27 protein-coding genes are annotated in these 25,990 nt (G+C 42.8%); 15 read left to right on the top strand and 12 right to left on the bottom strand.

Annotated features, from left to right (window positions below):
- Positions 1 to 3 precede the first annotated feature (3 nt).
- From AFM12_RS18610 to AFM12_RS18650, 9 genes are all read right to left on the bottom strand, one after another.
- Positions 4 to 870, bottom strand: a complete 867-nt coding sequence (locus AFM12_RS18610; RefSeq protein ID WP_172678821.1) for an amidohydrolase family protein — start codon at positions 868 to 870, stop codon at positions 4 to 6.
- A complete protein-coding gene (locus AFM12_RS18615) occupies positions 867 to 1,880 on the bottom strand; it encodes a zinc-dependent alcohol dehydrogenase (RefSeq protein ID WP_055151669.1) in 1,014 nt (337 codons plus the stop codon). Before AFM12_RS18615 ends, AFM12_RS18610 begins: the two co-directional genes overlap by 4 nt.
- On the bottom strand, positions 1,877 to 3,169 hold the full coding sequence (locus AFM12_RS18620) for an MFS transporter (protein ID WP_055151672.1): 1,293 nt from the start codon (positions 3,167 to 3,169) through the stop codon (positions 1,877 to 1,879). Before AFM12_RS18620 ends, AFM12_RS18615 begins: the two co-directional genes overlap by 4 nt.
- 5 nt (positions 3,170 to 3,174) lie before the next feature.
- Positions 3,175 to 4,293 carry an alpha/beta hydrolase family protein gene (locus tag AFM12_RS18625; RefSeq protein ID WP_055151675.1) on the bottom strand — a complete coding sequence of 373 codons (1,119 nt, stop codon included), beginning with the start codon at positions 4,291 to 4,293 and terminating at the stop codon, positions 3,175 to 3,177.
- Between the two features lie 18 nt (positions 4,294 to 4,311).
- Positions 4,312 to 5,079 carry a 3-hydroxyacyl-CoA dehydrogenase gene (locus AFM12_RS18630; RefSeq protein WP_055151678.1) on the bottom strand — a complete coding sequence of 256 codons (768 nt, stop codon included), beginning with the start codon at positions 5,077 to 5,079 and terminating at the stop codon, positions 4,312 to 4,314.
- Between the two features lie 3 nt (positions 5,080 to 5,082).
- The gene (locus AFM12_RS18635) at positions 5,083 to 6,858 is read right to left on the bottom strand and encodes a feruloyl-CoA synthase (RefSeq protein ID WP_055151815.1); all 1,776 of its coding nucleotides are present in this window, start codon (positions 6,856 to 6,858) and stop codon (positions 5,083 to 5,085) included.
- Between the two features lie 107 nt (positions 6,859 to 6,965).
- Entirely contained in the window at positions 6,966 to 7,736 is a 771-nt protein-coding gene (locus AFM12_RS18640; RefSeq protein WP_055151681.1) for a crotonase/enoyl-CoA hydratase family protein, read from the bottom strand.
- A 104-nt stretch (positions 7,737 to 7,840) separates the two neighbouring features.
- Positions 7,841 to 8,746: a helix-turn-helix domain-containing protein gene (locus tag AFM12_RS18645; protein WP_055151684.1), complete on the bottom strand. Its 906-nt coding sequence runs from the start codon at positions 8,744 to 8,746 to the stop codon at positions 7,841 to 7,843.
- Positions 8,731 to 9,255 carry a DUF3237 domain-containing protein gene (locus AFM12_RS18650; RefSeq protein ID WP_055151687.1) on the bottom strand — a complete coding sequence of 175 codons (525 nt, stop codon included), beginning with the start codon at positions 9,253 to 9,255 and terminating at the stop codon, positions 8,731 to 8,733. Before AFM12_RS18650 ends, AFM12_RS18645 begins: the two co-directional genes overlap by 16 nt.
- A gap of 103 nt (positions 9,256 to 9,358) precedes the next feature.
- Between AFM12_RS18650 and AFM12_RS18655 the strand changes: the two genes are divergently transcribed.
- Entirely contained in the window at positions 9,359 to 10,285 is a 927-nt protein-coding gene (locus AFM12_RS18655; protein WP_055151689.1) for a 2-dehydro-3-deoxygalactonokinase, read from the top strand.
- 10 nt (positions 10,286 to 10,295) lie between these two features.
- On the opposite strand, the gene AFM12_RS18660 is transcribed toward AFM12_RS18655, so the two are convergent.
- Positions 10,296 to 11,114 carry a metallophosphoesterase family protein gene (locus AFM12_RS18660; RefSeq protein WP_055151692.1) on the bottom strand — a complete coding sequence of 273 codons (819 nt, stop codon included), beginning with the start codon at positions 11,112 to 11,114 and terminating at the stop codon, positions 10,296 to 10,298.
- 142 nt (positions 11,115 to 11,256) lie between these two features.
- Between AFM12_RS18660 and AFM12_RS18665 the strand changes: the two genes are divergently transcribed.
- The 6 genes from AFM12_RS18665 to AFM12_RS18690 all read left to right on the top strand — a co-directional run bounded on the left by AFM12_RS18665 (position 11,257) and on the right by AFM12_RS18690 (position 17,271).
- The gene (locus AFM12_RS18665; protein WP_055151695.1) at positions 11,257 to 12,327 is read left to right on the top strand and encodes an alkaline phosphatase family protein; all 1,071 of its coding nucleotides are present in this window, start codon (positions 11,257 to 11,259) and stop codon (positions 12,325 to 12,327) included.
- Between the two features lie 379 nt (positions 12,328 to 12,706).
- Positions 12,707 to 13,900 (top strand): site-specific integrase, encoded by a 1,194-nt coding sequence (locus AFM12_RS18670; protein ID WP_055151698.1) that lies wholly within the window; start codon positions 12,707 to 12,709, stop codon positions 13,898 to 13,900.
- Between the two features lie 96 nt (positions 13,901 to 13,996).
- Positions 13,997 to 14,266 (top strand): helix-turn-helix domain-containing protein, encoded by a 270-nt coding sequence (locus AFM12_RS18675; protein WP_055151701.1) that lies wholly within the window; start codon positions 13,997 to 13,999, stop codon positions 14,264 to 14,266.
- A gap of 462 nt (positions 14,267 to 14,728) precedes the next feature.
- A complete protein-coding gene (locus AFM12_RS18680) occupies positions 14,729 to 15,319 on the top strand; it encodes a cation efflux transmembrane domain-containing protein (RefSeq protein ID WP_157687483.1) in 591 nt (196 codons plus the stop codon).
- A gap of 92 nt (positions 15,320 to 15,411) precedes the next feature.
- On the top strand, positions 15,412 to 15,996 hold the full coding sequence (locus tag AFM12_RS18685) for a Crp/Fnr family transcriptional regulator (protein WP_055151703.1): 585 nt from the start codon (positions 15,412 to 15,414) through the stop codon (positions 15,994 to 15,996).
- Between the two features lie 69 nt (positions 15,997 to 16,065).
- The gene (locus tag AFM12_RS18690; RefSeq protein WP_055151706.1) at positions 16,066 to 17,271 is read left to right on the top strand and encodes an MFS transporter; all 1,206 of its coding nucleotides are present in this window, start codon (positions 16,066 to 16,068) and stop codon (positions 17,269 to 17,271) included.
- Between the two features lie 8 nt (positions 17,272 to 17,279).
- On the opposite strand, the gene AFM12_RS18695 is transcribed toward AFM12_RS18690, so the two are convergent.
- Together AFM12_RS18695 and ric are read right to left on the bottom strand one after the other, a co-directional pair.
- Positions 17,280 to 17,693, bottom strand: a complete 414-nt coding sequence (locus AFM12_RS18695) for an RrF2 family transcriptional regulator (RefSeq protein WP_055151709.1) — start codon at positions 17,691 to 17,693, stop codon at positions 17,280 to 17,282.
- 23 nt (positions 17,694 to 17,716) lie between these two features.
- Positions 17,717 to 18,436 carry an iron-sulfur cluster repair di-iron protein gene (gene ric, locus AFM12_RS18700; protein ID WP_055151712.1) on the bottom strand — a complete coding sequence of 240 codons (720 nt, stop codon included), beginning with the start codon at positions 18,434 to 18,436 and terminating at the stop codon, positions 17,717 to 17,719.
- Positions 18,437 to 18,585: 149 nt separating this feature from the next.
- On the opposite strand from ric, the gene AFM12_RS18705 reads away from it, so the two are divergent.
- From AFM12_RS18705 to AFM12_RS18740, 8 genes are all read left to right on the top strand, one after another.
- Positions 18,586 to 19,032, top strand: coding sequence for a c-type cytochrome (locus AFM12_RS18705; RefSeq protein WP_055151715.1), 447 nt, complete (start codon positions 18,586 to 18,588; stop codon positions 19,030 to 19,032).
- 25 nt (positions 19,033 to 19,057) lie between these two features.
- The gene (gene nosZ / locus AFM12_RS18710) at positions 19,058 to 21,058 is read left to right on the top strand and encodes a Sec-dependent nitrous-oxide reductase (RefSeq protein WP_055151718.1); all 2,001 of its coding nucleotides are present in this window, start codon (positions 19,058 to 19,060) and stop codon (positions 21,056 to 21,058) included.
- A 151-nt stretch (positions 21,059 to 21,209) separates the two neighbouring features.
- The gene (locus AFM12_RS19625; RefSeq protein WP_055151721.1) at positions 21,210 to 21,785 is read left to right on the top strand and encodes a hypothetical protein; all 576 of its coding nucleotides are present in this window, start codon (positions 21,210 to 21,212) and stop codon (positions 21,783 to 21,785) included.
- Positions 21,782 to 22,195 carry a nitrous oxide reductase accessory protein NosL gene (locus tag AFM12_RS19630; protein ID WP_095533244.1) on the top strand — a complete coding sequence of 138 codons (414 nt, stop codon included), beginning with the start codon at positions 21,782 to 21,784 and terminating at the stop codon, positions 22,193 to 22,195. Before AFM12_RS19625 ends, AFM12_RS19630 begins: the two co-directional genes overlap by 4 nt.
- Positions 22,180 to 23,412 carry a nitrous oxide reductase family maturation protein NosD gene (gene nosD / locus AFM12_RS18725; protein ID WP_055151727.1) on the top strand — a complete coding sequence of 411 codons (1,233 nt, stop codon included), beginning with the start codon at positions 22,180 to 22,182 and terminating at the stop codon, positions 23,410 to 23,412. The genes AFM12_RS19630 and nosD overlap by 16 nt, the downstream gene beginning before the upstream one ends.
- Entirely contained in the window at positions 23,409 to 24,146 is a 738-nt protein-coding gene (locus AFM12_RS18730; RefSeq protein WP_055151730.1) for an ABC transporter ATP-binding protein, read from the top strand. The genes nosD and AFM12_RS18730 overlap by 4 nt, the downstream gene beginning before the upstream one ends.
- On the top strand, positions 24,143 to 25,219 hold the full coding sequence (locus AFM12_RS18735; RefSeq protein WP_055151732.1) for a DUF8744 domain-containing protein: 1,077 nt from the start codon (positions 24,143 to 24,145) through the stop codon (positions 25,217 to 25,219). Before AFM12_RS18730 ends, AFM12_RS18735 begins: the two co-directional genes overlap by 4 nt.
- Positions 25,216 to 25,983: an ABC transporter permease subunit gene (locus AFM12_RS18740; RefSeq protein ID WP_055151735.1), complete on the top strand. Its 768-nt coding sequence runs from the start codon at positions 25,216 to 25,218 to the stop codon at positions 25,981 to 25,983. The genes AFM12_RS18735 and AFM12_RS18740 overlap by 4 nt, the downstream gene beginning before the upstream one ends.
- Positions 25,984 to 25,990 lie beyond the last annotated feature (7 nt).

Genomic DNA, 25,990 nt, shown 5'->3' on the forward strand with positions numbered 1-25,990 from the left:
GTTTTATTTCAGTCCGAGCATTCTGATGGCATTTTCTTTCAGAATCAAAGGTTTGACTTCTTCCTTAAACCCGGCTTCAGCAAAATCACGCATCCATCGTTCCGGGGTGATCAGCGGGAAATCAGTACCGAAAAGCATTCTGTCTTTTAAAAGCGTATTGGCGTATTGAATCAGCTGTTTCGGGAAATATTTGGGCGACCACCCACTGAGGTCAATGTACACGTTTGGTTTATGCATAGCTACAGAAAGGGCCTCGTCCTGCCATGGCCAGCTGGGGTGAGCAATAATGATGGGGCAATCCGGGAAATCAATTGCTACGTTATCTAAATGCATTGGATTCGAATACTCTAAACGCAAGCCGCCTCCCCCTCTGACACCAGAACCAAAACCAGAATGGCCTGAATGAAAAAGCATGGGTAATTCATATTCGGCGATCACTTCATAAAGATGATAGGCCATTTTATCCTGAGGGTAAAAACCCTGAACTGTCGGATGAAATTTAAAACCTTTAACGCCATAATTTTCTATCAAATCGCGTGCTTCACGGGCTCCCATTCGACCTTTGTGTGGATCAATACTCGCAAAAGCCAGCATTATATCATCATTTTTGAGTGCACATTGGGCCACTTCAATATTCGGGATTCGCTTTTTACCTACCTCATGCTCAGAGTCGATGGTGAACATCACCAAAGCCATGTTCTGATCGCGGTAGAAATCAGCGGTTTCCTGCATGGTAGGTCGCTTGTCTGATTTGAAATATTTGGCGAAAGCCTCATCCAACTCAGGCCTGAAATCGTCATGCGGCTGACAGCAACTCACTTCAGCATGAGTATGCACATCAATGGCAGTAATTTTGTCGATATCAATCATATCTTAACAGCTATTTTGCAGTGTTTTTCTTCGTTAAAGTTTTTCATTACCATTGGAAGCTCATCTAAGGTAGTCATTTTAGATGCAAGGTATGACGGGTCAATTTTCTCATCGGCCATTAGTTGTAGAACGGCTTTGAAATCATCCGGATGATCATAAATAAGCGACGGAGTAATCTGAATGCCATTTCTGACAACATGCAGAGCCTGAAATTCTGAGGGCTTATCAGAAAGACCAAGGAGAACGACCTGAGAACCTTTTGGAGCTGCTGCAATAGCAATAGTTGGTGTTACCGCAGAGCCGGCACATTCAAAAACCACGTCAATATCAGCTTCATTCCATGCTTTTTGTAAGGCTGTAATCTGCTCTTCTGTGGAGCCGGAGGCCTCAATAATGTGAGCCCCCATTTGCCTGGCAAGTTCTTTTTTGAAGTCCATCAGGTCGTTAACCCAAACCTCATAGCCCATTTTTCGAGCCAGATAGCAAAGCAAAAGGCCTATACCTCCAAGTCCAAGGATAGCAATTTTCTGCTCCGGGTTTGTTTTGGCTACAGCCAAGGCATGATAGGCCACGGATACAGGCTCGATCAAGGCCGCATTGGTTTCAGAAATGTTTTCCGGAATTTTCCAGCAGAACTCCGCCGGTACACAGACATATTCAGCAAAACAACCGGGTTGATTGAGCCCTATGACTCTTTTTTGGTCGCAATGAATGGCTTTGCCTTTTCGGCAGGGACGGCATTGACCGCAGGGGATGTTTGGTTCCACAACTACCCGATCACCGATCTTGTGATTTTGAACCATTGAGCCAATGGCTTCAACAAAACCCACCGCCTCGTGTCCGGCAATATGAGGGTAGTCTATGGGCCGATGCCCATGAAAAACAGAGAGATCAGAACCACAGATACTAACCTGACTGAGTCTGATCAAAATTTCGTCCGACTTTGGTGATGGCTTTTCGGTTTCCCGAATTTCCATTTGGCCGGGGGCAGTGATGAGGGCTGCTTTCATAGTTTCTCAGATTTTAAAGACCAAATGCAAAGGCCCATCAGCAATAGCGGAATAGAAAAGAGAATAAAAAGCATTTCAATACCCAGACCAGAGTCAGAAAGAAAGCCAAAAAGCCATGGGCCCAGAATAGCACCAAAGCGACCGATTCCTACAGTATAACCTACTCCGGTGGTTCTGATATTGGCGTCATATATACGGGCTAAAGTAGGCCAGATGCCATTAAATCCACCCTGTACAAAGAAACCAATGAACAGAACAAGAATAAAAATGAGCATGGGACCAGGAGAAGAAAAGGCGTAAATCTGCATGATAAAAAAGGCAACTACCAGGAATGAAAGCATTGCCTGCCGCATACCGACTTTACTTCCAAAAGCTCCAATGGAAGACGAGCCCAGTGCCGCACCAATATTCAGCATGATTCCAACATAAGTGGCCAGTTTGAAAGGCATTCCTGAGTCATTAGCGATGGTAGGCACCCAGCTCATCAGGGTGTAAAGCGTCATGAAACCAAAGAAAGCACCAAGCCATACTTTTAAGGTATTGCTTCGGTAAACGTTTGAGAAAAGGGTTTTGACACTTACTTTTTCACGTTCGAGGTTAACTTCAGGAAGGGTTTGAAGGTTGGGTTGCTGCATACGTTTCATCAAAACATTGAGTTTTGTCAGTGTGTTTTCATCCCGGTTATTGAGCAAAAACTCTGGAGAGTCAGACATGAAAAAGAAAACCAGTAACCACATCAGACAAGCAATAATACCCGATACCAGAAAGGCCATTTGCCAGCCATATTCAGGAATATACCGTGCACTCAAAAGGCCCGTCAGAATAGCACCCACGGGCCAGCCGGCCTGTACCAGTCCAACATTGAAATCCCGAAATTTTTGGTTCGAAAATTCTGCTGCCGTTGCCGCCATGGTAGGTAAAATTCCCCCAATGCCCAATCCGGTCAGAATTCTTAAAAGTAGCATGACTTTATAATCGTTGATGAGGCCTACACCTAACATTCCTGCGGCAATCATGGCAACTGAAAACAGAAAAACCCTTCGGCGACCGAAACGATCGGCTAATGGTGCGATCAAAAAAGCTCCTAGTGTCATTCCTGCAAGTCCGGCACTAAAAATATAGCCCATTTCTGTCTTACTAAGGTTCCATTGTTCTATGATCTCAGTGCTCGAAAATGAGACCAGAAGAACATCAATCCCATCATTGAAATTGAGAATAAAACAAATCGCGACCATCAGCCATTGGTAAGCTGACATGGGTTTATCAGAGATATCAAAAGTATGTTTCATCAGCCTTATTCTATATACCCCGGTGTTGCTCTTTTTCCGGTATGTACCCAGTTTCTCAGCTCATCAAAGGCCTTGCCTGTTTGAGTTTCAGTAAAATTACAATGACCTTGTCCATTGGTATATTTGACGACATAATGTTCCTGCCGACCGTTTTGCTGAATGAGATTTTCATATGGTATTATGGCATAGTCAGCTGGTATGAGTTGGTCGTACATAGTGTGCAAAACCAGAGCTGGCTTATCAATATCACCGGTACGATCGTACTTTGAGAATTTTGCAGCCTGACCAACTGTAGCTGCTATTCGTTCCACTTTTTGATTCATCATCATATTGTCCTCAAATCGACCATACAGGGTATTGGTATTGTCATATGGGTTTCCCCCTGATTTTTGAACCACATCTCTCAATACGTTTTCCCCGAAAGCTAAGGCAAAAGGTACGTCCGTTGATTTCAGATCAAAATGCTTTGCAAAGGCGACCACGGCTAACGAATCTTTCTCAAAAATTGCTTTCTGAATACTCATAGCTTTTCCGAAAGCAGTTCGCATATCAGCTGGTTTTGCGTCCGGTTTAAAGGTCAGGATTTCTTTTAACGAAGGCATATGACCTGGGAAAAGGACATTGAAAGTAGCGATCAGATCAAACTCTTTTCGGGTTTGTAAGTACATTCTTCCTGCAAGCGGGCACATAGGCATACCTCCCTGATAAAACTGTCCGAAGTTTTCAAGCGTAGCAATGGTGATTCCGCCACCCATGGAATGTCCGGCGATCAAAGTACTGTCAGGCTGACCATACTTAGCCACAAAATATTGTCTCAAAACTTCAGTATCATCAACCCCCTGGGCCAGAGCAAGACCTTGATGAGCATAGTCTGAGGCAGCCACTGCAAATCCACGATCCAGAAAGGGCTTCATACGTTGTGGCCAGTCAGGACTTTTGCTTTGGCGTGGCTGGGTTCCCATAAACTCATAGCCATGGGCATACATTAATAACTTGCCTTTCCAGTTTTCTGGAAAAAGGATTTTAAAGTCAGCCCCGTTGATTTGACCAGTGTCAATTTTAGCACTGTTTTGGGCAAAGCCACTTAGGGCGGCCAGCAGTAAAAAGAGTATTATTTTTTTCATAGGTTAAGTAAATTAACATTATTTGGCAGCCATTCGAATGGCTCCGTCTAAACGAATGGTTTCTGCATTCAGCATTTGGTTCTCAATGATCTGAATGGCCAATTGTGCATATTCAGAAGGTTTGCCCAATCGCTGTGGAAACGGCACCTGCTGTCCAAGGGATTCCTGAACTTCCGGAGAAAGGCCTGCCAGCAATGGGGTTTCAAAAATTCCCGGTGCTATGGTGTTCACACGAACTCCCATTCGGGCAAATTCGCGGGCTATCGGCAGGGTCATGGCCACAATACCACCCTTGGAGGCCGAATAGGCAGCCTGACCGATCTGCCCGTCAAAGGCTGCTACTGAGGCTGTATTAATGATAACTCCCCGTTCTCCGCTTTCGCCCGGTTCATTATGCTGAATCTCGTTCACCACCAGACGGATACAATTGAAAGTGCCGACGAGGTTAATGTCCACGACATTTTTAAAGAAATCGAGAGGATGCGGACCCTCTTTGCCCACTACTCTTTTAGGTGGGCCAATACCGGCACAATTCACGAGGCCGTCAATACGACCGAACTTTTTGAGGGTTTCATCAACGGCTTTTTGCACCTCTTCCTCACTTCTGACATCTGCTTTTTGAAACAAAATATGCTCAGCATTTTCAGAAGCAAAGGCCTCACCTTCTTCGGTTTTGATGTCAATGAGGCAAACGTTCCCACCTTTTTCAAGGATGGCTTCGGCCGTTGCCCGACCCAGCCCTGAGGCACCTCCGGTGATGATGAATACTCTATTTTCAATCTTCATAGCTTAGGAATAAAAAGTTTCAGCAATAAAGGTATCATGTTTTTTGAGGATCTTGTTTTGGTTGATTGACCCCTTGTCGGTGATTTCGCCGGCCAATGCATCAGGGGCCTCCGGGGCGATGCTATACTTAACAATTTTCGTGGAAGAGCCTTTGGATTGACCATTGAAGAGTTCCATTGTTTGATCAATAAAAGCATTGACTTTTTCGGCGGACAGCAGTTCTTCATAGGCCAGTTTCCTGCCTTCCAACTTTTCGCAGGCCGAATGATTAACAAATACTAATGCTCCAATGAAGTTTTCATTCAAACCGGTTAAGACAATATCATGAATGATAGGGTCACCCATGGACATTAGCTTCTGACGGATAACACCAACGCTTACCCAGGTTCCGCTGGACAGCTTAAAATCTTCTTTGATTCGCCCATCAAAGAGGAGACCCAAGTCTGGATTTTCTTCGTCAAGAAATCGAACAGCATCACCGGTCTTATAATAGCCTTCCTCATCAAAACTGTCTTTATTCACTTCTGGTGCTTTCCAGTAACCTGCGGTTATATTCGGCCCCTTATAACGAGCTTCCAGTTTATCATTAACCGGTGTGAGTTTGACGTCAAGGCCGGCCACAGGTACACCCAAACAGCCGGAAAATGCTCCCGGCCAATTGGCAAACATGGCTGATGGCCCTGCTTCGGTACAGCCAAGTCCTGAAATGATCGGGATTTTCATTTCAATAGTTTTAATGGCCAGGGCCTCCCACCGATCCCAAATGGGTTGAGCGAGACCGGCACCGGCGTAAAACAGCATCTCCAGGTTTTTGAAAAAGGTTTTCGACAATTCAGTATCTTCCTCGAGGTAATCCAATAACATTTCAAATCCTTTGGGTACATTGAAATAGGCTGTCGGAGAAATACCCTTTAGGTTTTTTACAGTTGTTTCAATGCCAGATGGACTTGGAATGCCCTCATCGATATAAAGAGTGCCTCCATGCATCAAAGTCAATCCGAAATTATGATTCCCCCCAAAAGTATGGTGCCAGGGAAGCCAGTCCACAAATACGGGTGGATTGTCTGCCATAAAAGGAAGGCATTGGGTAATTTGAGTTAAACTGGCTGACCACATGCTGTGATGAATGATCACCCCTTTCGGAGAGCCTGTGGAGCCGGAGGTGAATAATATTTTAGCAATTGGGTTATCTTTTTTAGGCAGATTTTGACGGTTTGAGATTTTCAAAAGCTCTGACAAATTGACTCCCGGACTATTTCTCTGGCAAATGACCGAGACCTCAGGAAGTTGTTTCTGAATGCTCTTCAAGGCGTTACTATATTTTTCGGCGTCTTCGGCAAAAACGAAGTCCGGTTTGAGCTGCTCCACACAATAGTCAAGCTTTTCAAGAGAATCAGATTTTAAGGAATATGCAGGAGAAATATGTGCATAGGTTAAACCAGCTTTTAACGCACCAAGAACCACCAAAGCGTTTGAAATTGAATTTTCAGACAGCAGCATCACAGTACTTTCGTCTCCAAAACCTTTCTGAAGAAAGTACTGAGCAATAGCCGTTGCCTTAAGATTAGCCTCGCTGTAGGTTAGTTTTTCCCATTCTCCGTCGGAATCTCGCTGAGCCAGAAAAACATGATCCGGCTTTTCGGTTGACCATTGATCCAGAAAAAAGGTGACTTCATTTGGGTAGGCACGGAGTGGCTGAAGATTACGATAAAGAATAGAACCGTCTTTCCGTTTTTCAACGGAAGTCTTTGTTGGCCCGAAATTTACCTTTTTGTACATTTTTAGTGATTGGTTAATTGGGAATTGGATAACCGGAGAATTAGTTGACTTCAGAATTGGACGATTGGTGAATTGGTCGTTTTTCAGAATTTCCAATTCTCCAATTATCACTCTCCTACTTTCTTCGCTTTGCCTTCCAGAAAATCACGTAATCGTTTTTTGGCCTCAGGGCTGTCCTGTGCAAGGGCTGCAGTCAGTGATTCCATCATAGAGGCCTCCTGATGTGATGCTTCCTGAATTTTTGGTAGAACCTGAAGCACGGCATAAGTGGTCATTTCGGCGTTCTGAGCCATTCTTTCTGCCATTTCCATGGCTTTTTTAAGTCCTTTCCCATTTTCAACAAGGTATTGTGTAAGGCCTTTTTCATAGCCTTCATCCGCATTCAGCACCCGACCAGTCAGCATCATATCGGTCATAGCCGCTGTACCAATAAGTTTCGGAATCCGGAGTGAGCCTCCTCCACCGACGAAGATTCCCCGCATTCCTTCCGGAAGAGCATAAAAAGCAGATTCTTCAGCAATCCGAATATGGGAAGCTGTGGCTATTTCAAGACCGCCGCCTACGCAGGCTCCTTTCAATACCGCAATAACTGGAATGGCTCCAAACTGTATTTTATCCATTACCCTGTGCCACATTCTCGAATGTTCAAGACCTTCTTTCGAGTTTCTTTCTTTAAGCTCAGATAGGTCAAGCCCGGCTGAGAAATGCTCACCTTCGGCATGGATAATGATGACTTTAGTTTCGGCTTTAAATGCATCAATAGCCTTTTCAATAGCGAGTATGAGATCGTCATTGACGGCATTTCTTTTTTGAGGCCTGTTCAGCTTCAGAAGGAGAGTTGTACCTGTCCTTTCGGTGACAAGAATTGATTCTGACATATTCAATAGACCTATTGGTATTATAGGGTGATTTTATTGCACAAAATACCATAAAAAATACCGAATCGAATTGTCTAAACAAAAGTTATTGTATGCAAAATCAATCAAAAAGATGATTTTCTATACTCTTTTGGACTCATTCCTGTCCATTTTTTGAAATGCCTTGAAAAAGAACTGAGGTCTAATTTTCCTAAATAAGCGGCAATTTCCTGAACGGGTATGGCGGTTTGTCGTAAAAGAACCCTGGCTTCGAGCACTTTCATTTCATCCAGTAGATTTTGTGCGGTTTTACCCGTCACTTTTTTAACTGATTTATTGAGGTGATTTGGAGAGATATGCAATAGCTCGGCAGCCATCTGAACGGAATGGATCATGTGAATTTGTTCAGAAAGGAGGTCTTTATATGCACCTGTTAATTGAGAGGCAGCCGATGGCTGATTCTCTACCTGTCCGGGGTTCTCTAACTCCATTTCTTTGAAAAGACTTGCCAGATACAAGGGGATCAACTCAAAACGATTGCCTTCAGCTTTACGGTATTCTGTTTCAAGGCGAAGCAGCTGATCTTTAAAGTTTTCTGGCGAATGAATCTTTACGAGAGGATTTCCGGAGATTCTCCAGAAATTAAATTGGCGACATAAGTCTTTTTGCAATAGCGGATGATTAAAAATATCAGCACGGAAATGACAGTAGAATCCTTCAATGTCTTCACTTATGCTTGTAAGGGCCGTGATCTGATCTGGGGGAAGGCAGAAAAAATGATTCTCTGGAATGGTATATTCGGTGAGACCTTTACTTCGTACAGACCAACCGCAGCTTACAAAAAGAAAGAAATAGACTGACCGTCGGTGCGGAAGAACGGGCAGATTGAGATGTTCCTTATACCGTTCGATTCGCTCAATATGAAATTTCTCGTAGAAAGAGCCCGTCTCAGGCTTCCAATTGCCAAAGATATATTGGTCAAAGTCAGAAGGCCTGAGATTGGGAATCCGTGATTTTATTTCACTCTCCATACAAAAATGGATACGTCAAGAGGGTTTTTCACGCCCTGGCAAATGAACATGGTATTGTTCATCCAATGATATTTTCCTTCAGGAGCTTCCATTTTGGGACGGCCTTTGAAATAGTATTCAGAAGGTTCCACCGGAATGCCTTTAGCGATTTTAGCCGCCACCTCCGGACTTGCCACTCGCATAGCGTCGTTTTTGATGTAAATGGTAACACCGTCATCTGTGGTGAATTGATAATGGGCTTCAAGCTCAGCTACACCATCTTCACGGATGAACTGCCAGTCGGCACCACCGCTGATGATTGTTCCTTTAATGTTCGGCCCTTCTACAGTTCCTCCGATAATTGGGATTATTCTACGAAGTCCGCGTGGAGTCTGACCAACAGTGATGGGCGGGTCAAGTTTGACACGCAATTCACAGATGTATTCCAATTCAGGAACATCAGGTATATTCTGGCCTAAGGCCGAAGTCAAAGTAGAAGCCATAAGAAAGAGTAGAGTTAGGTATTTCATGTTATGGTGAAGGTTTACAGATCAAAAGTATTAATTCCTTTGAATCATAAAAATCGTTTTACTCAGAGAGAACCTTTAAATTTCGAACTTATTTGAAGCATCTATGAGTCATTTTATCAGTTGCGATTGGGGAACCAGCAATTTTCGATTAAGGGTGGTGGAAACCAAAACCGGGGAGGTTCTGGAAACCTTTGAAGAGAATATTGGTATCAGAGAAACATATGACGAATGGCAAAGAAGGGCAATGAAGATTGATCGAAAGCCTTTTTATCTCAATATCTTATCCGATAAAATTTCAAAACTCAATTCGTCTTTTCCGGAAAATGCACCGGTGCTGATTAGTGGCATGGCTTCTTCTTCGATTGGTTATAAGGAATTGCCTTATGGACAAACGCCCTTTGATTTAAGGCGTCCTCAATTGATTTTTGAGAAGGACTTGCTGCCCGGTACCTCTCGAGAAGTCTGGCTTTTCTCAGGGCTTCAAACAGAGAACGATATCATGCGGGGTGAAGAAACCCTGATTCTGGGGGCTTATGCGTTGGATTCTTCCGATAAGACTCTTGTATTACCAGGGACTCACTCAAAACATGTAACTATTAAAAACGGGAAGGTGAGAAATTTTAAAACCTACATGACCGGCGAGTTTTTTGAGTTGCTTTCATCTAAGAGTGTCTTGCAAAACACTGTTGAAAACTCCTCAAATTCAGAAACGGAGGCATTTAAAGAGGGCGTTTTAAAAGGAGCTCAGGAAAATCTTCTCAATTCGGCATTCCACGCAAGAACAGCTTCAGTTTTACATGGTAAACCTACGAAAGATAATTTTGAGTACCTCAGTGGTTTACTCATTGGTTCTGAGTTAAAGGAGTTGCAACAATCAACTGACGAAGTTTTGTTTATTTCTGGTTCTGCCCTTAAGCAGGCCTATTTCAGTGCCGCAAAATTGCTTCTAAAGACCAATCAATTCGGTTTTCTTTCAGCGGAAGATGCTTTAATTAAGGGGCATCTGGGATTATTCAGTGAAGTTTGCTGATGATTTTCATTTACAATTCCTCCCTCCCCTTCTCCTCATCCGGGTTCATTAAATAGGTCAGGAGCTCACCTTTTTTTGAAATTTCAAGGACTCTGAAGCCACAGTAATCAGTCCCCCAGCTGCCGCCGATATGCGAATCGAAAATATATGGGATGTCTTGATGTACCCGCACACCGTCCTGATCATGCTCGTGACCATGAAAAACAGCTTTGATATTATTGTATTGCCCCAATAGGTTGAAAAATTCAGGTGAGTCAATCCCGTTTGCGGTCCAGCTGGCCTGTGGTATATGAATAATCAGCACCACGGTTTTGAGATTTGAGAATTGATCGAGCTGTTTTTTCAACCAGGCAAGATCAGGCATCAGGTATTCACCTTTTTCATTTGAAGTATTGGCCAGAATGAACCCGGTTTTCTTTTTGACAAAACTCAGATTGGTCGGCATTTGCCAGATTTCTTCCCAGCGGCGATCACTTACTCTGTCATGATTTCCTTTGGTGACATAATAGGGGATGTCCAGGCCGTCATACACACTCTTGACCTCAGGCATCCATTTGGGGTCGTCATGGATCAGGTCGCCATTAATCACACAGAAATCGCAAGGGTGAGATTGGGCGAAACGGTTTGCCTTATTGACAAAGGTGCTTGTCATCTCCTCAAAAGCTGTATTGGGCTGACCGTAATGGGAGTCTGAACCGATAATAATTCTCAAAAGCCCCTTTTGTGCTGACCATTGTGCAAAATCGAAAAGGCCTTTGCCGGGAAGTACACCCAACATGGTAAGGGCTGTTGCATTTTTGATAAAAGACCTTCTGTTTTGACTTGACATAATACTTTGAATTTAGACCTACTAAATGTAAGGAAAAAGGAATATCGGACCGTCTGATTTTACGGATTTAACCCAAACTTAATCCTGGTATGAGGTAGCTTACATTAAAAAATTGTAGAAATTGGAGTATCAATTGAATACAATGAAATTAAAATTATCTATCCTGTTTTTCTTGCTTTCAGGAATTGCTTTTGCTCAGAAAACTGAGAACGTCATCTTAATAACCCTGGATGGTGTCCGTTGGCAGGAGGTTTTCAGTGGTGCAGATTCGTCTATCCTGAATAATCCTGAGTATACAGAAACGATCGATCGAACGAATGAGCGATTTTGGGATGCTTCACCTGTGGAAAGAAGAGAGAAGCTAATGCCTTTTCTGTGGGGAACAGTTCAAAATCAGGGAGTCATAGCGGGCAACCGGGTTCTTGGAAGCAAGGTTGACATCAAAAACCCTTATGGCTTTTCCTATCCGGGATATAACGAAATTTTAACAGGTTATCCAGATCCCAAAGTAAACTCAAACGACAAGAACTATAACCATAATACAACGGTATTGGAGTTCCTGAACCAACAGGCTGAAGCGGCAGGCAAAGTAGCTGCGTTTTGTACCTGGGATGTATTCCCCTACATCATTAATGATAAAAGGAGTGGAGTTTATGTGAGTGCGGCAGGTACGTTTAATCCGGTAACCAATTCGCCGGAAGAGCATTTACTGGATCAGATAGAGCACTCAGTGCCGAGCCTGGCGAGCGGACGGTTTGATTTCCTTACCTTTTATCGGGCATTTGATTATCTGAAAAATAAGGCTCCCAAAATGCTCTATTTGGCCTTTGATGAAACGGATGAATTTGCTCATGAGGCCAAGTATCGGGAATACCTTTATGCCATTAATACCATTGATAATTACATTTCGCAGCTTTGGGAGTACTGTCAGTCAACCCCTGAATTTAAAGACAAAACAACGATCATAATGGTCACAGATCATGGTCGTGGTGATAAAATCAAAAGCCAGTGGACCAGCCATGGCGAAAAAGTAGAGGATTGCCGTTCCATTTGGTTTGCGGCCATTGGGCCAGACACACCGGCCATTGGCGAGCTTAGTCAAAATCATCAAAATTACCAGAATGAAATTTCAGCTACAGTTGCGAAACTACTTGGGCAGGACTATCAAAACGGGCATGAGATTGGAAAACCGATTGATTGGATAGTAAAGTAGGAGTTTCGTTTGAGGGTTGCCTCAGCAAAAAAATCGAAGTGAAACACCGTCCGACAGTCTAGTAGTAGCCCTGACAGGAATCGAAGCCGATCGCGGCCCGCCTGTTCTAAAGTTTAGGAAAATTCTATTCCCTGCCTGCCGGGTTTTTATTTGTGATCCCACCAGGAATCGAAGCGGAACGCCGCCCGCCTGAATCAAGAGTTTAGGAGTAGCCCCGACAGGAATCGAACCTTTTTTATGTATTTTCATCTATATCGCCCTATATGTCATTTCGGGGCTGTTTTATGAATAGGTAGTATACCATTTTTCACTATTTTCTCTCATTTTGCTGTTACACTTACTGTTACACTTTATATTTGTAACAGTTAATTGAAAGGAGATGGCGACTACAAAATTAAGGCTGCGACCAGACAGCAAGAATAGGGGAGGGAAGCTTGGAATTTATGTACAGGTATGTATTAAAAGTGACGTGAAATTATTCTCGACAGGTCAAAGAATAGAAAAGGAAAATTGGGATGCGAAAGGGCAAAAGGTTAAGCGTCTTACGGGTAGTCATGATCACAAACAGATTAACCTCATCCTCGAAAAAAAGCATCAGGAGATTAAGGAAATTATCTTTCAGAAAGAGGTAAACGGAGAGGAGGTAAGTTTTGATTCAATAACAGATGAACTGAAACCTGAGGAAAAAGTACCAAGCAATTTTACAGGTTTATTTGATAAGTTTTACGCCTCTAAGTCCATGGAGTATGGTAATGGTACAACAAAGAGTTATCGTGTCTTAAAGAATCAAATTCTTGAGTTTAGAAAAGGAAGGGATTTTGACATTTCAAAGTTGGACTACAATTTTTACGACGGGTTCAAAAACTGGCTCCTAAGAGAAAAGGGTCAAAAGAATGATACTGTAAATAAGAGATTGAAAACGCTTAAAACCTTTATGAGGTATTGTGCCAATTTTGATCTTTTCGATGTGGCCGACTTGGCTAAAATGAAAATGTTAGAGAGTAAGCCCTCTACCAAAATAGCTTTAAATGAGGATGAGGTAGCTCAATTATGGGAATATGACTTCTCTAAAAACGAACGTTTGGAAAAAGTCAGGGATTTGTTTGTTTTTGGATGTGCTACTGGCTTACGCGAATCGGATATCCAAAATCTAAAGAAGGCGAATATCAAAGATGAAACCATCTACTTTAATGCTATTAAAACCAGTACTGATCTTGAAATTCCGTTGAACAAATACTCGAAAGCTATTCTTGAAAAGTATGATTATAAGTTGCCTAAAATTTCGCAACAAAAACTAAATCAGTATATCAAAGAAGTTGGAGAATTGGCTGGTCTTGATGAAGATGAAATTGTAGTTACTTTTCAAGGAGGGAAAAGGTATGAAGAAACAGCTAAAAGGTATTCTCTTCTAGCGTCTCACGTGGGCAGAAGAAGTTTTGTGACTATCATGATTCAAAAGGGAGTTCCTATTCCGGTTATACAATCCATGACGGGTCATAAAGACCTTGCGAGTTTTCAGCGATACATCAAAATTGCCGATAGAGATCGAAAACTCGCAATGGCCAAATGGTGACGTAAAGAGGACAAAAAAGCCTAAATAGGACAAAAAGGCTCAATTTGGACACGCTTAAAAAGTCAATCAACTTGTTTTATGGCAAATTAGAATGCCATGAAAGAGATACAGTTATTGAATATAGAGCTTAGTGAACTTAAAGAATTAATTCAATCATCAGTACGAGAAGTGTTGAGTTCCACTTCTTCTGAGGATGCCGGAAAATCGAAAATCCTGAACCAAAAAGAAGCTTGTGAGTATTTAAAAATCTCTCCTCCAACGTTTAGAAAAATCAGAAGCCGGTTTAAAGCTTATCAGGTTTCAGAGGGGCGGAAGGTATATCTGAAGAATGACCTAGATTTATTTTTAAAAGAAAACGAGAAATAACAAACACTATGCAAGGTGTGAAGTTGAATAAAATAGTCGGAATTAAAGTATAGGAGCGGCACATCTACTCCTTAGGTTATGGGAAGTTTCTGCTTTTTAATAATACACCTAATGTAAATGGAACACACAACACATACACACAATAGCTATCTTTTACTTGTGAAACTGCCAATTCGTCGATCAACAGAATCTATCAGTTAATATCAAGTACCCTGAAATGGTTGTTGAAATATTCTCCAATTTCGAAGGCTCAGAAATACCCGAATTTGGGAAGAGTAATTTGTGGTTCTTATAAAAAGAAAGGCTCGGTTCAATACGCCAGAGCCTTTCCCGCTACTAAATCCACACAACTTTGACTAAATTTAAGAATCATAATCGAGATAACAAATAGGTTATTTGAAAATTACATAGCCTAACTATAAAACTATATCCGCTTACAAATGGCACCAAAATTTAAGAACTTTGATTTATCAAAAATTGAGTTCCATTGTGACAAATAATACCTTAAAAAATCAAAATATAGCTCTTTTTTTAGCAGCAATAACCATCATTTATAATCTCGCTGAAGGCGTAATTTCTACTTTTTATGGTGCCTCCGATGAAACCTTAGCTCTATTTGGATTTGGAGTAGATAGTTTTGTGGAAGTACTTTCCGGTATTGGCATTGCTCATATGATTTTCAGGATGAAAAAACATCCGGTGGAAAACCGGGATCAGTTTGAGATTACAGCTTTGAAAATAACCGGCTCAGCTTTTTATCTTTTAGTGGCAGGGCTCATTTTGGGTGCAATACTATCTGTCATGTATCAGGCCAAACCTGAATCTACCCTTGTAGGTATCATTATTTCATTGATTTCAATTCTAACCATGTACATTTTGTACAGACAAAAATTAAAAGTAGGTCAAGCCTTAAATAGCGAACCAATCATCTCTGACGCCAATTGTACCAAAACGTGTTTTTACTTATCCTTCATTTTACTTGGCTCCAGTGCTCTGTACGCTTTATTCAAGATTCCTTATGTAGATGCATTAGGAAGCCTTGGCATTGCCTGATATGCTTTCAAAGAAGGCAAAGAAGCTTTTGAAAAGGTGAGGACAAAATCCTTAAGTTGTACTGATCACTGTTGTTAAAAAATCCTTTTATCATGAGAAACAACGAATCTGTATATCAGTTTCTTGAACACTTAAATGGTATTCAGCCGCTTGGCTTAGAGGCAAAAAACGCAATAGCTGGCCTTTGTACTACCGTTCGAATAAACAAGAATAAAGACCTTCAATCAATTGGCCAAACGTGCAAAACCATTTATTTCGTTAAAGAGGGGACTGCAAGAATCTATTATTACAAAGATGGTAAAGAGGTGACCGAGTTCTTTGCCTTTGAAAACGACTTGATAATCAGAGCTGAAAGTCTCTTTGCTTCAATGCCAAGTCATAAGGCCATACAAGCAATTAATGATACGATTTTCATTGCTATTCCGGCTGAGCAACTTTTCCTTCTTTTTGACCGCTTTCATGATATCGAGCGGCTTTTTAGAAAAATTGTGGAACGTTCTTATGTGGACACTGTCAACAGATTGGAAAGCCTGCAATTCAATTCAGCTGTAGAAAGATATAATTTGTTGTTACAACATTCTCCCGAAGTTGTCAGAAAAATCCCCCTTAAATACATCGCCTCATTTCTTGGCATAACACAAGTCAGCCTCAGTAGAATCCGAGCTGCAACGCCCTGATTATTTAACATTTGTAAAAGGAATCGCCTAATGAAAACCTGTACTTTGCCTTATTGACAAAAGGTCTTTATGGTTGAATTAGGTTTGAGAGAAAATTGGAAGCAATTCACATTACTAGTCATTATCAATGGCTTTGTTGGCGGCATGATAGGCTTGGAACGAACCATTCTGCCACAGATTGCAGAAGCCGATTTTGGCATAGCTGCCAAATCTGCTATCCTTTCCTTTATTGTGGTATTCGGAATATCCAAAGCCATTACCAACTATTACACTGGTGCTTTTGCCAATAGGATTGGGCGAAAGAACTTATTAGTTATTGGTTGGTTAGTCGGGCTTCCTGTTCCACTTATCCTAATCTATGCTACAAATTGGAATTGGATAATTGCAGCTAATATTTTATTGGGAATCAATCAAGGACTCACATGGTCCAGTACAGTAGTAATGAAGATTGATTTGGTGGGCGATAAAAATAGAGGTCTTGCGATGGGTATCAATGAATCAGCCGGGTATTTAGCCGTTGGTATCGTGGCCTTTCTTACCGGCTGGATGGCATCAGAATATGGGCTTCGTCCATATCCGTTTTATTTAGGAATCGGGTTTGTAGTATTGGGTCTCCTATCAAGCTATTTTCTTGTAAAAGATACCGTTCATCATGTCAACTCTGAAATCAATGCAAGCCAAATCAAGAAACTAAAAAATGTATTTCGTGAGACCACTTGGACAAACCCAAACCTTGGTTCTATTACTCAGGCAGGGTTGGTCAATAATCTGAATGATGGGATGATTTGGGGACTGTTTCCAATTCTTTTAGCCAGCAAAAAATTTACTCTTTCCGAGATTGGAACCATAGTAGCTATATATCCTATAGTATGGGGCTTGGGCCAATTGATAACAGGTAAGCTCGCAGATATTTGGGTAAAAAAATCAATGCTTTTTTGGGGTATGCTGGTTCAAGGTTTTGCCATTATCACAATGATATTTGCCGCCTCATTTGTACAATTCGCACTTTTGAGTATTCTATTAGGGCTTGGTACAGCAGTGGTCTATCCTACATTCCTTGCCGCCATTGCAGACTACACCCATCCTGAGCAACGGGCAGAGAGTCTGGGTGTTTTTAGACTCTGGCGTGATATAGGTTATGCTGTAGGTGCTATTCTCACCGGTTTTTTGGCAGATTTCTTTGGTCTTGACAGCTCTCTAGTTGGTATAGGTGCACTTACAGCACTTTCGGCTTTGGTGATAGCGTTGCGGATGTCCGCGGGGAAACTTGAGTAATCAGGAATTCAGATCAGATTATGTGCATCGCTTAAATTCAGCTGGCTAATAGTTCGATTTCTGAAGACCTCAAAAAGGTATTGTCTACTTTTTTCAAATTCATTGTGCAAAGGGCAGGGGTTAGTTTGGCTACACCTGTCTTTTCCCAGAAAGCATTTGTTTAGCACTCCCAGTCCATCTATGACATGAATAATATCAATAAGCGAGGCATTAGGTGTGGTTTGGTTACTGAAATACCCGCCATGAGGGCCTTTCACTGAGCTAATGAGCTGATGTTTTGCCAAATCCTTAAGAACTTTACTTAGAAAATGCTGGGGGATGCCCAGCTGCTCTGCAATCTGGACTACCCCCAGCTTCTCTCCGGGATGCTCGTTGAGCAAAACAATGGCCCGTATGGCATATCCGCAGGTTTTGGAAATCATTCTACTTTCTTTCTATTTCGACCTTAAATTAAAGCTATTTGCTCACTTTCCATTTTTTCAGCCTTTGGAAAAAGGATATTGTTTTCCAGATGAATGTGCTGAATAAGGTTATCATCCAGGTCCTTAAGCATCGCAAGCATAGCCAGATGCGAGTTGCAGGCATCCTCTGGTGGTGTATAATCAGAGGTAATCACTCTCAGGCGGTGCAGAATTTCGCCGGCCTCATCGTGCTCTGCATTCATTACTGCCAGTGGGTTTTGTATGGTCTGAAAAGGAGGTCTGTGACTCAGACTATTCTGTTCCATTTCCTTAATATATGGAAACAGTATCTCTTCTTCTTTCGGCAGGTGGCCTTCCAAATCATTTTTTAAGGCAGCGAAAAGCTGTGACAACTCCGCCAGCCAGCTGTACTTTTCGCCATGTTTAGCAGTAACCTTGTTTACAAGGCCATCAATTTCCGGTAACTTTTCATACAAATACTTGTGATGTACTTCATATATATAGTCTGAAAGAAATGACAGGCTCATGGCGTTAAAGTCAAGTCCCGGCACTGTGGCCGACTTTCTTTCGAGGCCTGCCAGCTGATTTACCAACATATGGCTATCAATACCTGAGGTTTCGCAGGCTTCTTTTATAGTACGCTTACCACCGCAGCAGTAATCTATATTGAGTTTTTGGAAAATCTGTGAGCTGAGAGGTCGCTCCTTTACCCAGTCACCTACTAATGTTTCTTCTATGTTCATTTTTATTGATTTAAATTTTAATTAAAGATAAAAGGGTCTTTTATTCTTTATTATGATATCTCTCATATCACTAAACTGGGCTAGTCATGAATTCGGGAAAGGCTGAAACCGACATTTGTTTCCACAATCTATAAAACAGATAGACAATCATGAGAAAATTAATTATTCCAATTTCGATGCTACTGATGGCCTGTGGGGGTGCTCAGCAGCGGGCAGAAAGCCCTGAAACTGACGATTCGGTTCTATTAAAACAGGAAGAAGTACACGGCACTGAAGTAAGTGCAGTGGAATTGACAAATCCGCTGGATGCCGCAATGGTCGAAACGGGTGAAGGGATTTACGATATGAAGTGTTCCTCCTGCCACAGGCTCACAGAAGAGCGGCTGGTGGGCCCGGGCTGGGCCGGTGTAACACAAAAAAGAGAGCCTGAATGGATCATTAATATGATAACCAACGTGGACATGATGCTGGAAAGCGACCCCGAAGCTCAGAAAATGCTGGAGGAATGTCTCGTACGTATGCCAAACCAGAATGTGACTTCAGATGATGCCCGCAGTATTCTGGAATTCATGCGTAAAAATGACGGTGAAGAATAGACTATTAACTCAAACAAAATAAATCATGAAATTCAAATATATTCTAGAAGGGACACTAGGGCTGGCAATCGCCGCCAGTGTATTTAGCTGTAAGCCCTCTGGTCAGGGAGCCGCTGGAGGCAATCTGATTGCCGGTGACGCCGCACAGAAGGTATATGTAGCACCGGGAACGCATGACGAGTTCTATAATATTGTTTCCGGTGGTTTTAACGGCCAGGTCTCAATTGTAGGTCTTCCATCTGGCAGAACCCTGAAAATTATCCCTGTTTTTTCTCAAAACGGTGAAAATGGCTGGGGCTATAGCGAAGAAACAAAACCAATGCTCAATACCTCAAATGGTTTTATACCCTGGGATGATGCCCACCACCCGGCTCTGTCTATTACAAATGGAGAACACGATGGCCGATGGGCTTTTATCAATGGTAATAACACACCACGGATAGCCCGTATCAGCCTGTCAACCTTTAAAACTGAGGAGATTATAGAGCTTCCTAATTCCGCCGGGAATCACAGTTCGCCTTTTATTACGTTTAATACTGAATATGCCGTAGCCGGTACCCGCTTTGCCGTACCGCCGGATAACGTAGGTGACGTGCCTATTGACAGCTACAAACAGAATTTTAAAGGGTACCTCTCTTTTGTAAGTATTGACAAAGAGACCGGTAAAATGGCTATCAAGTTTCAGTTAAAAACTCCTGGGATTGACTATGACCTGGCCCGTGGTGGAAAAGGTCCTTCAAAAGACTGGATTTTCTTCTCTTCATACAATACAGAGCAAGCCAATACCCTGCTGGAGGTAAACGCCAGCCAAAAAGATAAAGACTTTATTCTGGCCATTAACTGGAAAAAAGCTGAAGAGTACCTTGCTGCCGGAAAGGGCAAAATGGCTCCCGGAAAGCACGCTCATAATTACTGGAATGAAGAAACACACTCAGCTACTTCAGAGATAATCAATGAGGTAATGACGCTTGACCCGGCCGACTGCCCGGATATGTTGTACTTTATTCCTTGTCCTAAATCGCCGCATGGCTGTGATGTGGACCCAACAGGAAAGTATATCATCGGCTCTGGTAAGCTGGCAGCGGTGGTTCCGGTATTTAGTTTTGAGAAATTGCAGAAAGCTATCAAAGACAAAAATTTTGACGGTGAGTTTGAAGGTATTCCGGTAGTAAACTACGATGCCGCTCTATACGGAGAACTTCAGAAGCCAGGTCTCGGACCTCTTCATACCGAGTTTGACGCCAATGGAAATGCGTACACCTCCATGTTTGTATCATCCGAAATAGTGAAGTGGAACATTGAAAATCTGGAAGTGCTTGATCGCGTGCCAACATACTATTCAATCGGTCACCTTTCCGTACCCGGAGGCCCGACCACCAAGCCTCATGGTAAATATGTGATCGCATATAACAAAATCACCAAAGACAGGTATCTGCCTACAGGCCCTGAGCTTACACACTCCGCTCAGTTGTATGACATTTCCGGTGATAAAATGAAACTTCTGCTTGATTTCCCTACCATCGGTGAGCCGCACTATGCAGAGGCTATTCCGGCAGCTCTGATTAAAGATAACATTAAGAAAATCTATGAATTGGAGAAAAATGGACACCCGTATGCAGCAAAAGGCGAGAAAGAAACGCGTGTGGAGCGTAAAGGTAAAGAGGTACACGTTTACATGACATCAAGCCGTTCGCACTTTGCTCCGGATAATATTGAAGGGGTAAAACTGGGTGATGTGGTGTATTTCCATGTTACTAACCTGGAGCAAGACTGGGACGTACCCCATGGTTTTGCAATAAGAAAAGCTAATAACGCTGAAATTCTGGTAATGCCGGGTGAAACCGCCACCCTGAAGTGGGTGCCTGAGAAAGTGGGAATTGTACCGTTCTATTGTACTGATTTCTGCTCTGCCCTCCACCAGGAAATGCAAGGTTATATCCGAGTATCTCCAGCAGGTAGCAATGTGCCTCTGGCCTGGCATGTAGGTAAATCTGCCATGACGCAGGTCGAAAACAAAGCCAAATAATTCTAAAAAAGGCGGCGGTGTACAGGCCGTCGCCTTTATCCCCAAAAATACTTATTCCAATGAAGCCGCTGGGGAGTATCCAGATTCCAAAGTGATTCTCTTACTCCGTAACGGTCGCATGTGACCATTGAAATAATTAAGAAACAAACACATGAAAAAGATAAGTAAAATATCAGGCTTACTGGTACTGCTCGGAACCCTCGCACTTCTTCTTACCTATATTCTTCCTATCTGGAGAATTGACCTATGGGCACCACAGTACCCTGAAGGCCTGTCTATGTTTATTTGGCTTGACAAGCTGAGCGGTCAGGTAGAGATCATCAACGGACTCAACCATTACATAGGCATGGCTCATATTAAGGAAGAGATGTTCCCCGAGTTTGATATCCTGCCCTGGATCATGAGTGGTATCATTGCTTATGGTCTTCTGGTGAGCTTCTTCAGAACCCGTAAATGGCTGCTTAGTTATCTCATTCTTCTTATTGCGTTTGGTATTGCAGCTTTGGTAGACTTCTATAAATGGGGATACGAATACGGCCATAACCTGGCTGATGACGCGGCCATTAAAGTACCCGGAATGTCATATCAACCACCTGTAATTGGTTACAAAGAGCTGCTGAATTTTGGAGCCTACTCGGTACCTGCCAGTGGCGGATGGATTGTGGTGGCATTAGGCCTCATTCTTATTGGTACCGTGATTTATGAATTTAAATACAGAAAGTCATGAAAAGAATATGCTTGATTTTTCTGGGGGTGGTATTAACGCAATGTTCCGTATCGCCTGAGCAAGTGGAATATGCAAAAGACCCCTGCCAATTTTGTAAAATGACCATCATGGAGCCCGGCTTTGCTGCTGAACTGGTCAACACCAAAGGGCGATCCTACAAATTTGACGATATCTCGTGTATGATAAAGTACATGAAAATGGAAGAGCAGCAGGTGGAAGACTACGCCTTTGTACTGGTTAATGAATATGCTACCGACCAGTGGATTGACGCTGCAAATGCCCGCTACATACACCATGAAAACCTAAGAAGTCCTATGCAGGGCAATACCGCAGCTTTTAAAAGTAAAATCCCGGAAGAATGGGCTCAGGAGCCCGAACTAAACTGGAATGAGCTATGGGAAATGTTTTGAAATACCTCGTCTTCTTCATTCTGCTGCCCGTTATGGTGGTACAGGCCAAAGAGCTGACGGTAACGGATGTTACCGCACTCAGGCAGGCAGTCGAAGAGGCGAAGGATGGAGATATTATCAAAGTCAAAAAGGGTGTTTATCTGATAAATCATCTCGAGATTACTTCGTCAATAGAACTGATAGGAGAACCGGGAGCTATTCTTGACGGACAAAACAAAGGTGAGATAATCACCGTAAAAGCCAATAATGTACTGATTAAAGGGCTTACAGTTCAAAATGTAGGATCAAGCAGCACCATTGACTGGGCAGCTATAAAAGTGCTGGAAGCCCGCAATGTGCAGATCATTGAAAATATCATCAAACAAGGATTTTTCGGTATTTACTTTTCGGCTAGTAATCAATGTCTGGCTACCGGAAATATCATTGAAGGCAGCCCCTTGAATGAACAGAATACCGGAAACGGAATTCATGCCTGGAAATGTGACAGCTTATTCATTACCGAAAACCGGGTGAGTGGCCATCGTGACGGATACTATTTTGAGTTTGTCACCAATAGTCAGGTAGAGCATAATAATAGCTTTGCCAATATGAGATACGGGCTTCATTTCATGTTTTCACATCAAAACGCCTATCGGGATAACGTTTTTGAACATAACGGAGCCGGAGTAGCTGTCATGTACTCCAGAAACGTAGAAATGACCCGAAATAAATTTATCAGGAACTGGGGAGGGGCCGCCTACGGCATCCTTCTCAAAGATATCACAGACAGCCACATCAGCCAGAACACCTTTGACTACAATACCATAGGCGTGGTGATGGAAGGCTGCAACCGCATCGGGTTTGAAAAGAATGTTTTCGGCAATAACGGCACAGCCATTCGTATTCAAGCAAACTGCGAAAACGTAATCTGCCAATACAATGATTTTCTTAACAATAGCTTTGACATTGAGACCAATGGCAACGCCGTTAACTATGCGTTTAACAGTAATTTCTGGGACAAATACGACGGCTACGACCTTGATAAGGACGGTTTCGGAGATTACGCCTTCCGGCCGGTAAGCCTCTTTTCAAGACTGGTGGGAAGAATTCCCGAGGCGATGATGCTTTTCAGAAGTTTGACCGCCACGCTACTCGATAGAATTGAGAAGGTTTTCCCCACGTTCACCCCGGAAAATGTCAAGGATTTAACACCACAAATGACCCCAAATATTGTATGATCACTTTTGAAAATATATCGAAGGCTTTCGGAAAATTACAAGTGCTAAACGGCATAAACCTGAGGTTTAACCGGGGAGAAGCAGTGGCTATAGTAGGACCAAATGGTAGTGGTAAAACCACCTTGCTGAAGATTCTTCTAGGCATGGTTCTACCGGATGAAGGCCGTCTGCTGATGAATGATGAAGATGTGTCAAAAACCTCTGATTACCGTTCACAAATCGGATATATGCCGCAGATCAGTAAGTTTCCTTCAAACCTGCGGATTTCCCAGCTTTTTGACATGATGAAGGAGATTCGTCAGGCAAACGGTCAGTACGATCTGGATCTATACGAGGCATTTGAACTCGAAACCATCAAGGATAAGTACCTGTCAAGCCTGAGTGGTGGTACCAAACAAAAAGTGGCGGCAGCTCTGGCCTTTTACTTTAACCCGCCGGTGCTGGTGCTGGATGAACCCACGGCCGGTCTGGATCCTCTGGCCTGCGAGATACTGAAAAATAAAATCAGGCTGGAAAACACCAAAGGAAAACTATTGCTCATCACCTCGCACATTCTTTCTGATCTGGAAGAACTCACAGAGCGACTGGTGTATCTGCAGGATGGTCGCGTTCATGTAGATCGTTCAATCACTGATTTGAAAGCTGACTACGGTCAGAATAACCTCAGTCGGGTGATAGCTATTTTGATGAAAAAAAAAGAAATGACCTCCTCTGATATACTGCAAGTGGCATGAAAAACCTTGTTTTTATCATATTGCCTTTAGCCCTGCTGACTGCTGTTTTGGGAATTCTGGCCGGCCTCTTCAGAATCGGGTGGAATGGTCCGCTCGCGGTCTCACATCTGGCAATGTATCACGGTATCTTTATGACCGGCGGTTTTCTGGGTACACTCATCAGCCTGGAACGTGTGGTCGCATTTAAGAAAAAAATTGCCTGGGCGGCTCCACTTCTTATGGGTCTCTCACTGCCGACTTTCCTTCTGGGTGAACCCTCAGCAGCCCTGATTTTACTGTTGACAGGAGCATTGGGGTATCTGCTCATTTCTATCAGTATCTACCTGAATCACAATCATAAAGGAAACCTCTTTCTGGTAATTGGGGCTCTGTTTCAGCTGCTGGCCCTCGGTGTTTTTTACTGGTTATACTCTTACCCAATGGCCATGGCTGCCTGGTTCTTATCTTTCCTTTTTACCATTATTGGTGAGCGTCTACATCTCAGCAGCTTTTTGCCGGTGAGCAGACGTCAGTTTTGGATACTTTATATTGCCGCCGGCGTAGCCGTGGTCGGCACGGCATTATATCACTTTTTTTCTGCCTTACCCGCTTCTTTGGGCTTTGCTGCTGTGGCCCTTTGGCTATTGAAAAATGATCTTATCAAAGTTGTTTACCCAAAACGTGGCTTTTATAAATATCTGGGAGTAAGTCTTACGGCCGGATACGTTTGGCTCTTACTTTTTGCACTGTTAAGTGCTCTCCCCTCAAAAAGCCCCTGGCATTATGATGCGGTAGTGCACAGCTTTTTTGCCGGGTTTATTCTAAACATGATTCTGGCTCATGGCCCTATCATTTTCCCGGCGATTCTTGGTGTTCAGGGCAAGCCCTTTCACAATGCTATGTATGTGGCTCTGGTTCTCTTAAACCTTTCAAATCTGTGCCGAATTATGGCTGATATGTATCAAATACCTGTGGTCAGAAAATGGTCGGGCCTTTTCAGCGGGCTTGCCTTCCTGGGCTTTGTACTTGTCATGGCCGTTTTGATGCTTCGTCTCCGGTTCAATTTCCGTGTTCAAAAAACCCTTGTATCATGATAAAGATTCTTAAATATATTCTGATTGATATCCTTAAAAACCGCTTTGTCATCGGCTATACGGTACTGCTGGCAATTCTCAGCTGGGCATTTTTCGGCTTTGAAATTAATCCTGAAAAGGCTGTTCTGAGCCTGCTTAGTCTTAATCTTATTGTGGTACCTCTGGTATGTCTGGTGTTTCCTACCATTTACCTATACAATGCCACTGAGTTTACTGAATTGCTGGCTACCCAGCCCATTGGCAGAAGAAGTATTTTTCTGAGTCAATATCTCGGTATTGCTCTATCGATGATTCTGGCCTTTTTGATAGGTGTGGGACTACCGGTAATGGCTTATGGGGGTGGTGAGGCAGGTTTACGACTTATTTTGACCGGCACCCTGCTCAGTCTGGTATTTGTTTCCCTTTCATTTCTGGCGGTGATGCTAACAGCAGATAAAGCCAAAGGTATTGGCATTACCCTGGCATTGTGGTTTTTCTTTGCTCTGCTTTATGACGGTCTGGTGTTGCTCATTTATCTGATATTCAGCGATTACCCTCTGGATTTTGCCACCATGGGCTTTGCCTTTTTAAACCCGATTGACCTAGCCCGAATTCTGGTGTTGGTAGAAATGGATGTCTCTGCCATTCTAGGTCTTACAGGGGCTCTATTTAAAGATTTCTTTGGCTCTACTTATGGCTTATTCTTCGCCCTGGTGGCCCTGCTACTCTGGTTTATATGGCCGGTTCTGGCAGCTCTAAAGATTTTTATCCGAAAAGATTTGTAAACAAAAC

The organism is Jiulongibacter sediminis (assembly GCF_001306455.1).
Taxonomy (GTDB): domain Bacteria; phylum Bacteroidota; class Bacteroidia; order Cytophagales; family Spirosomataceae; genus Jiulongibacter; species Jiulongibacter sediminis.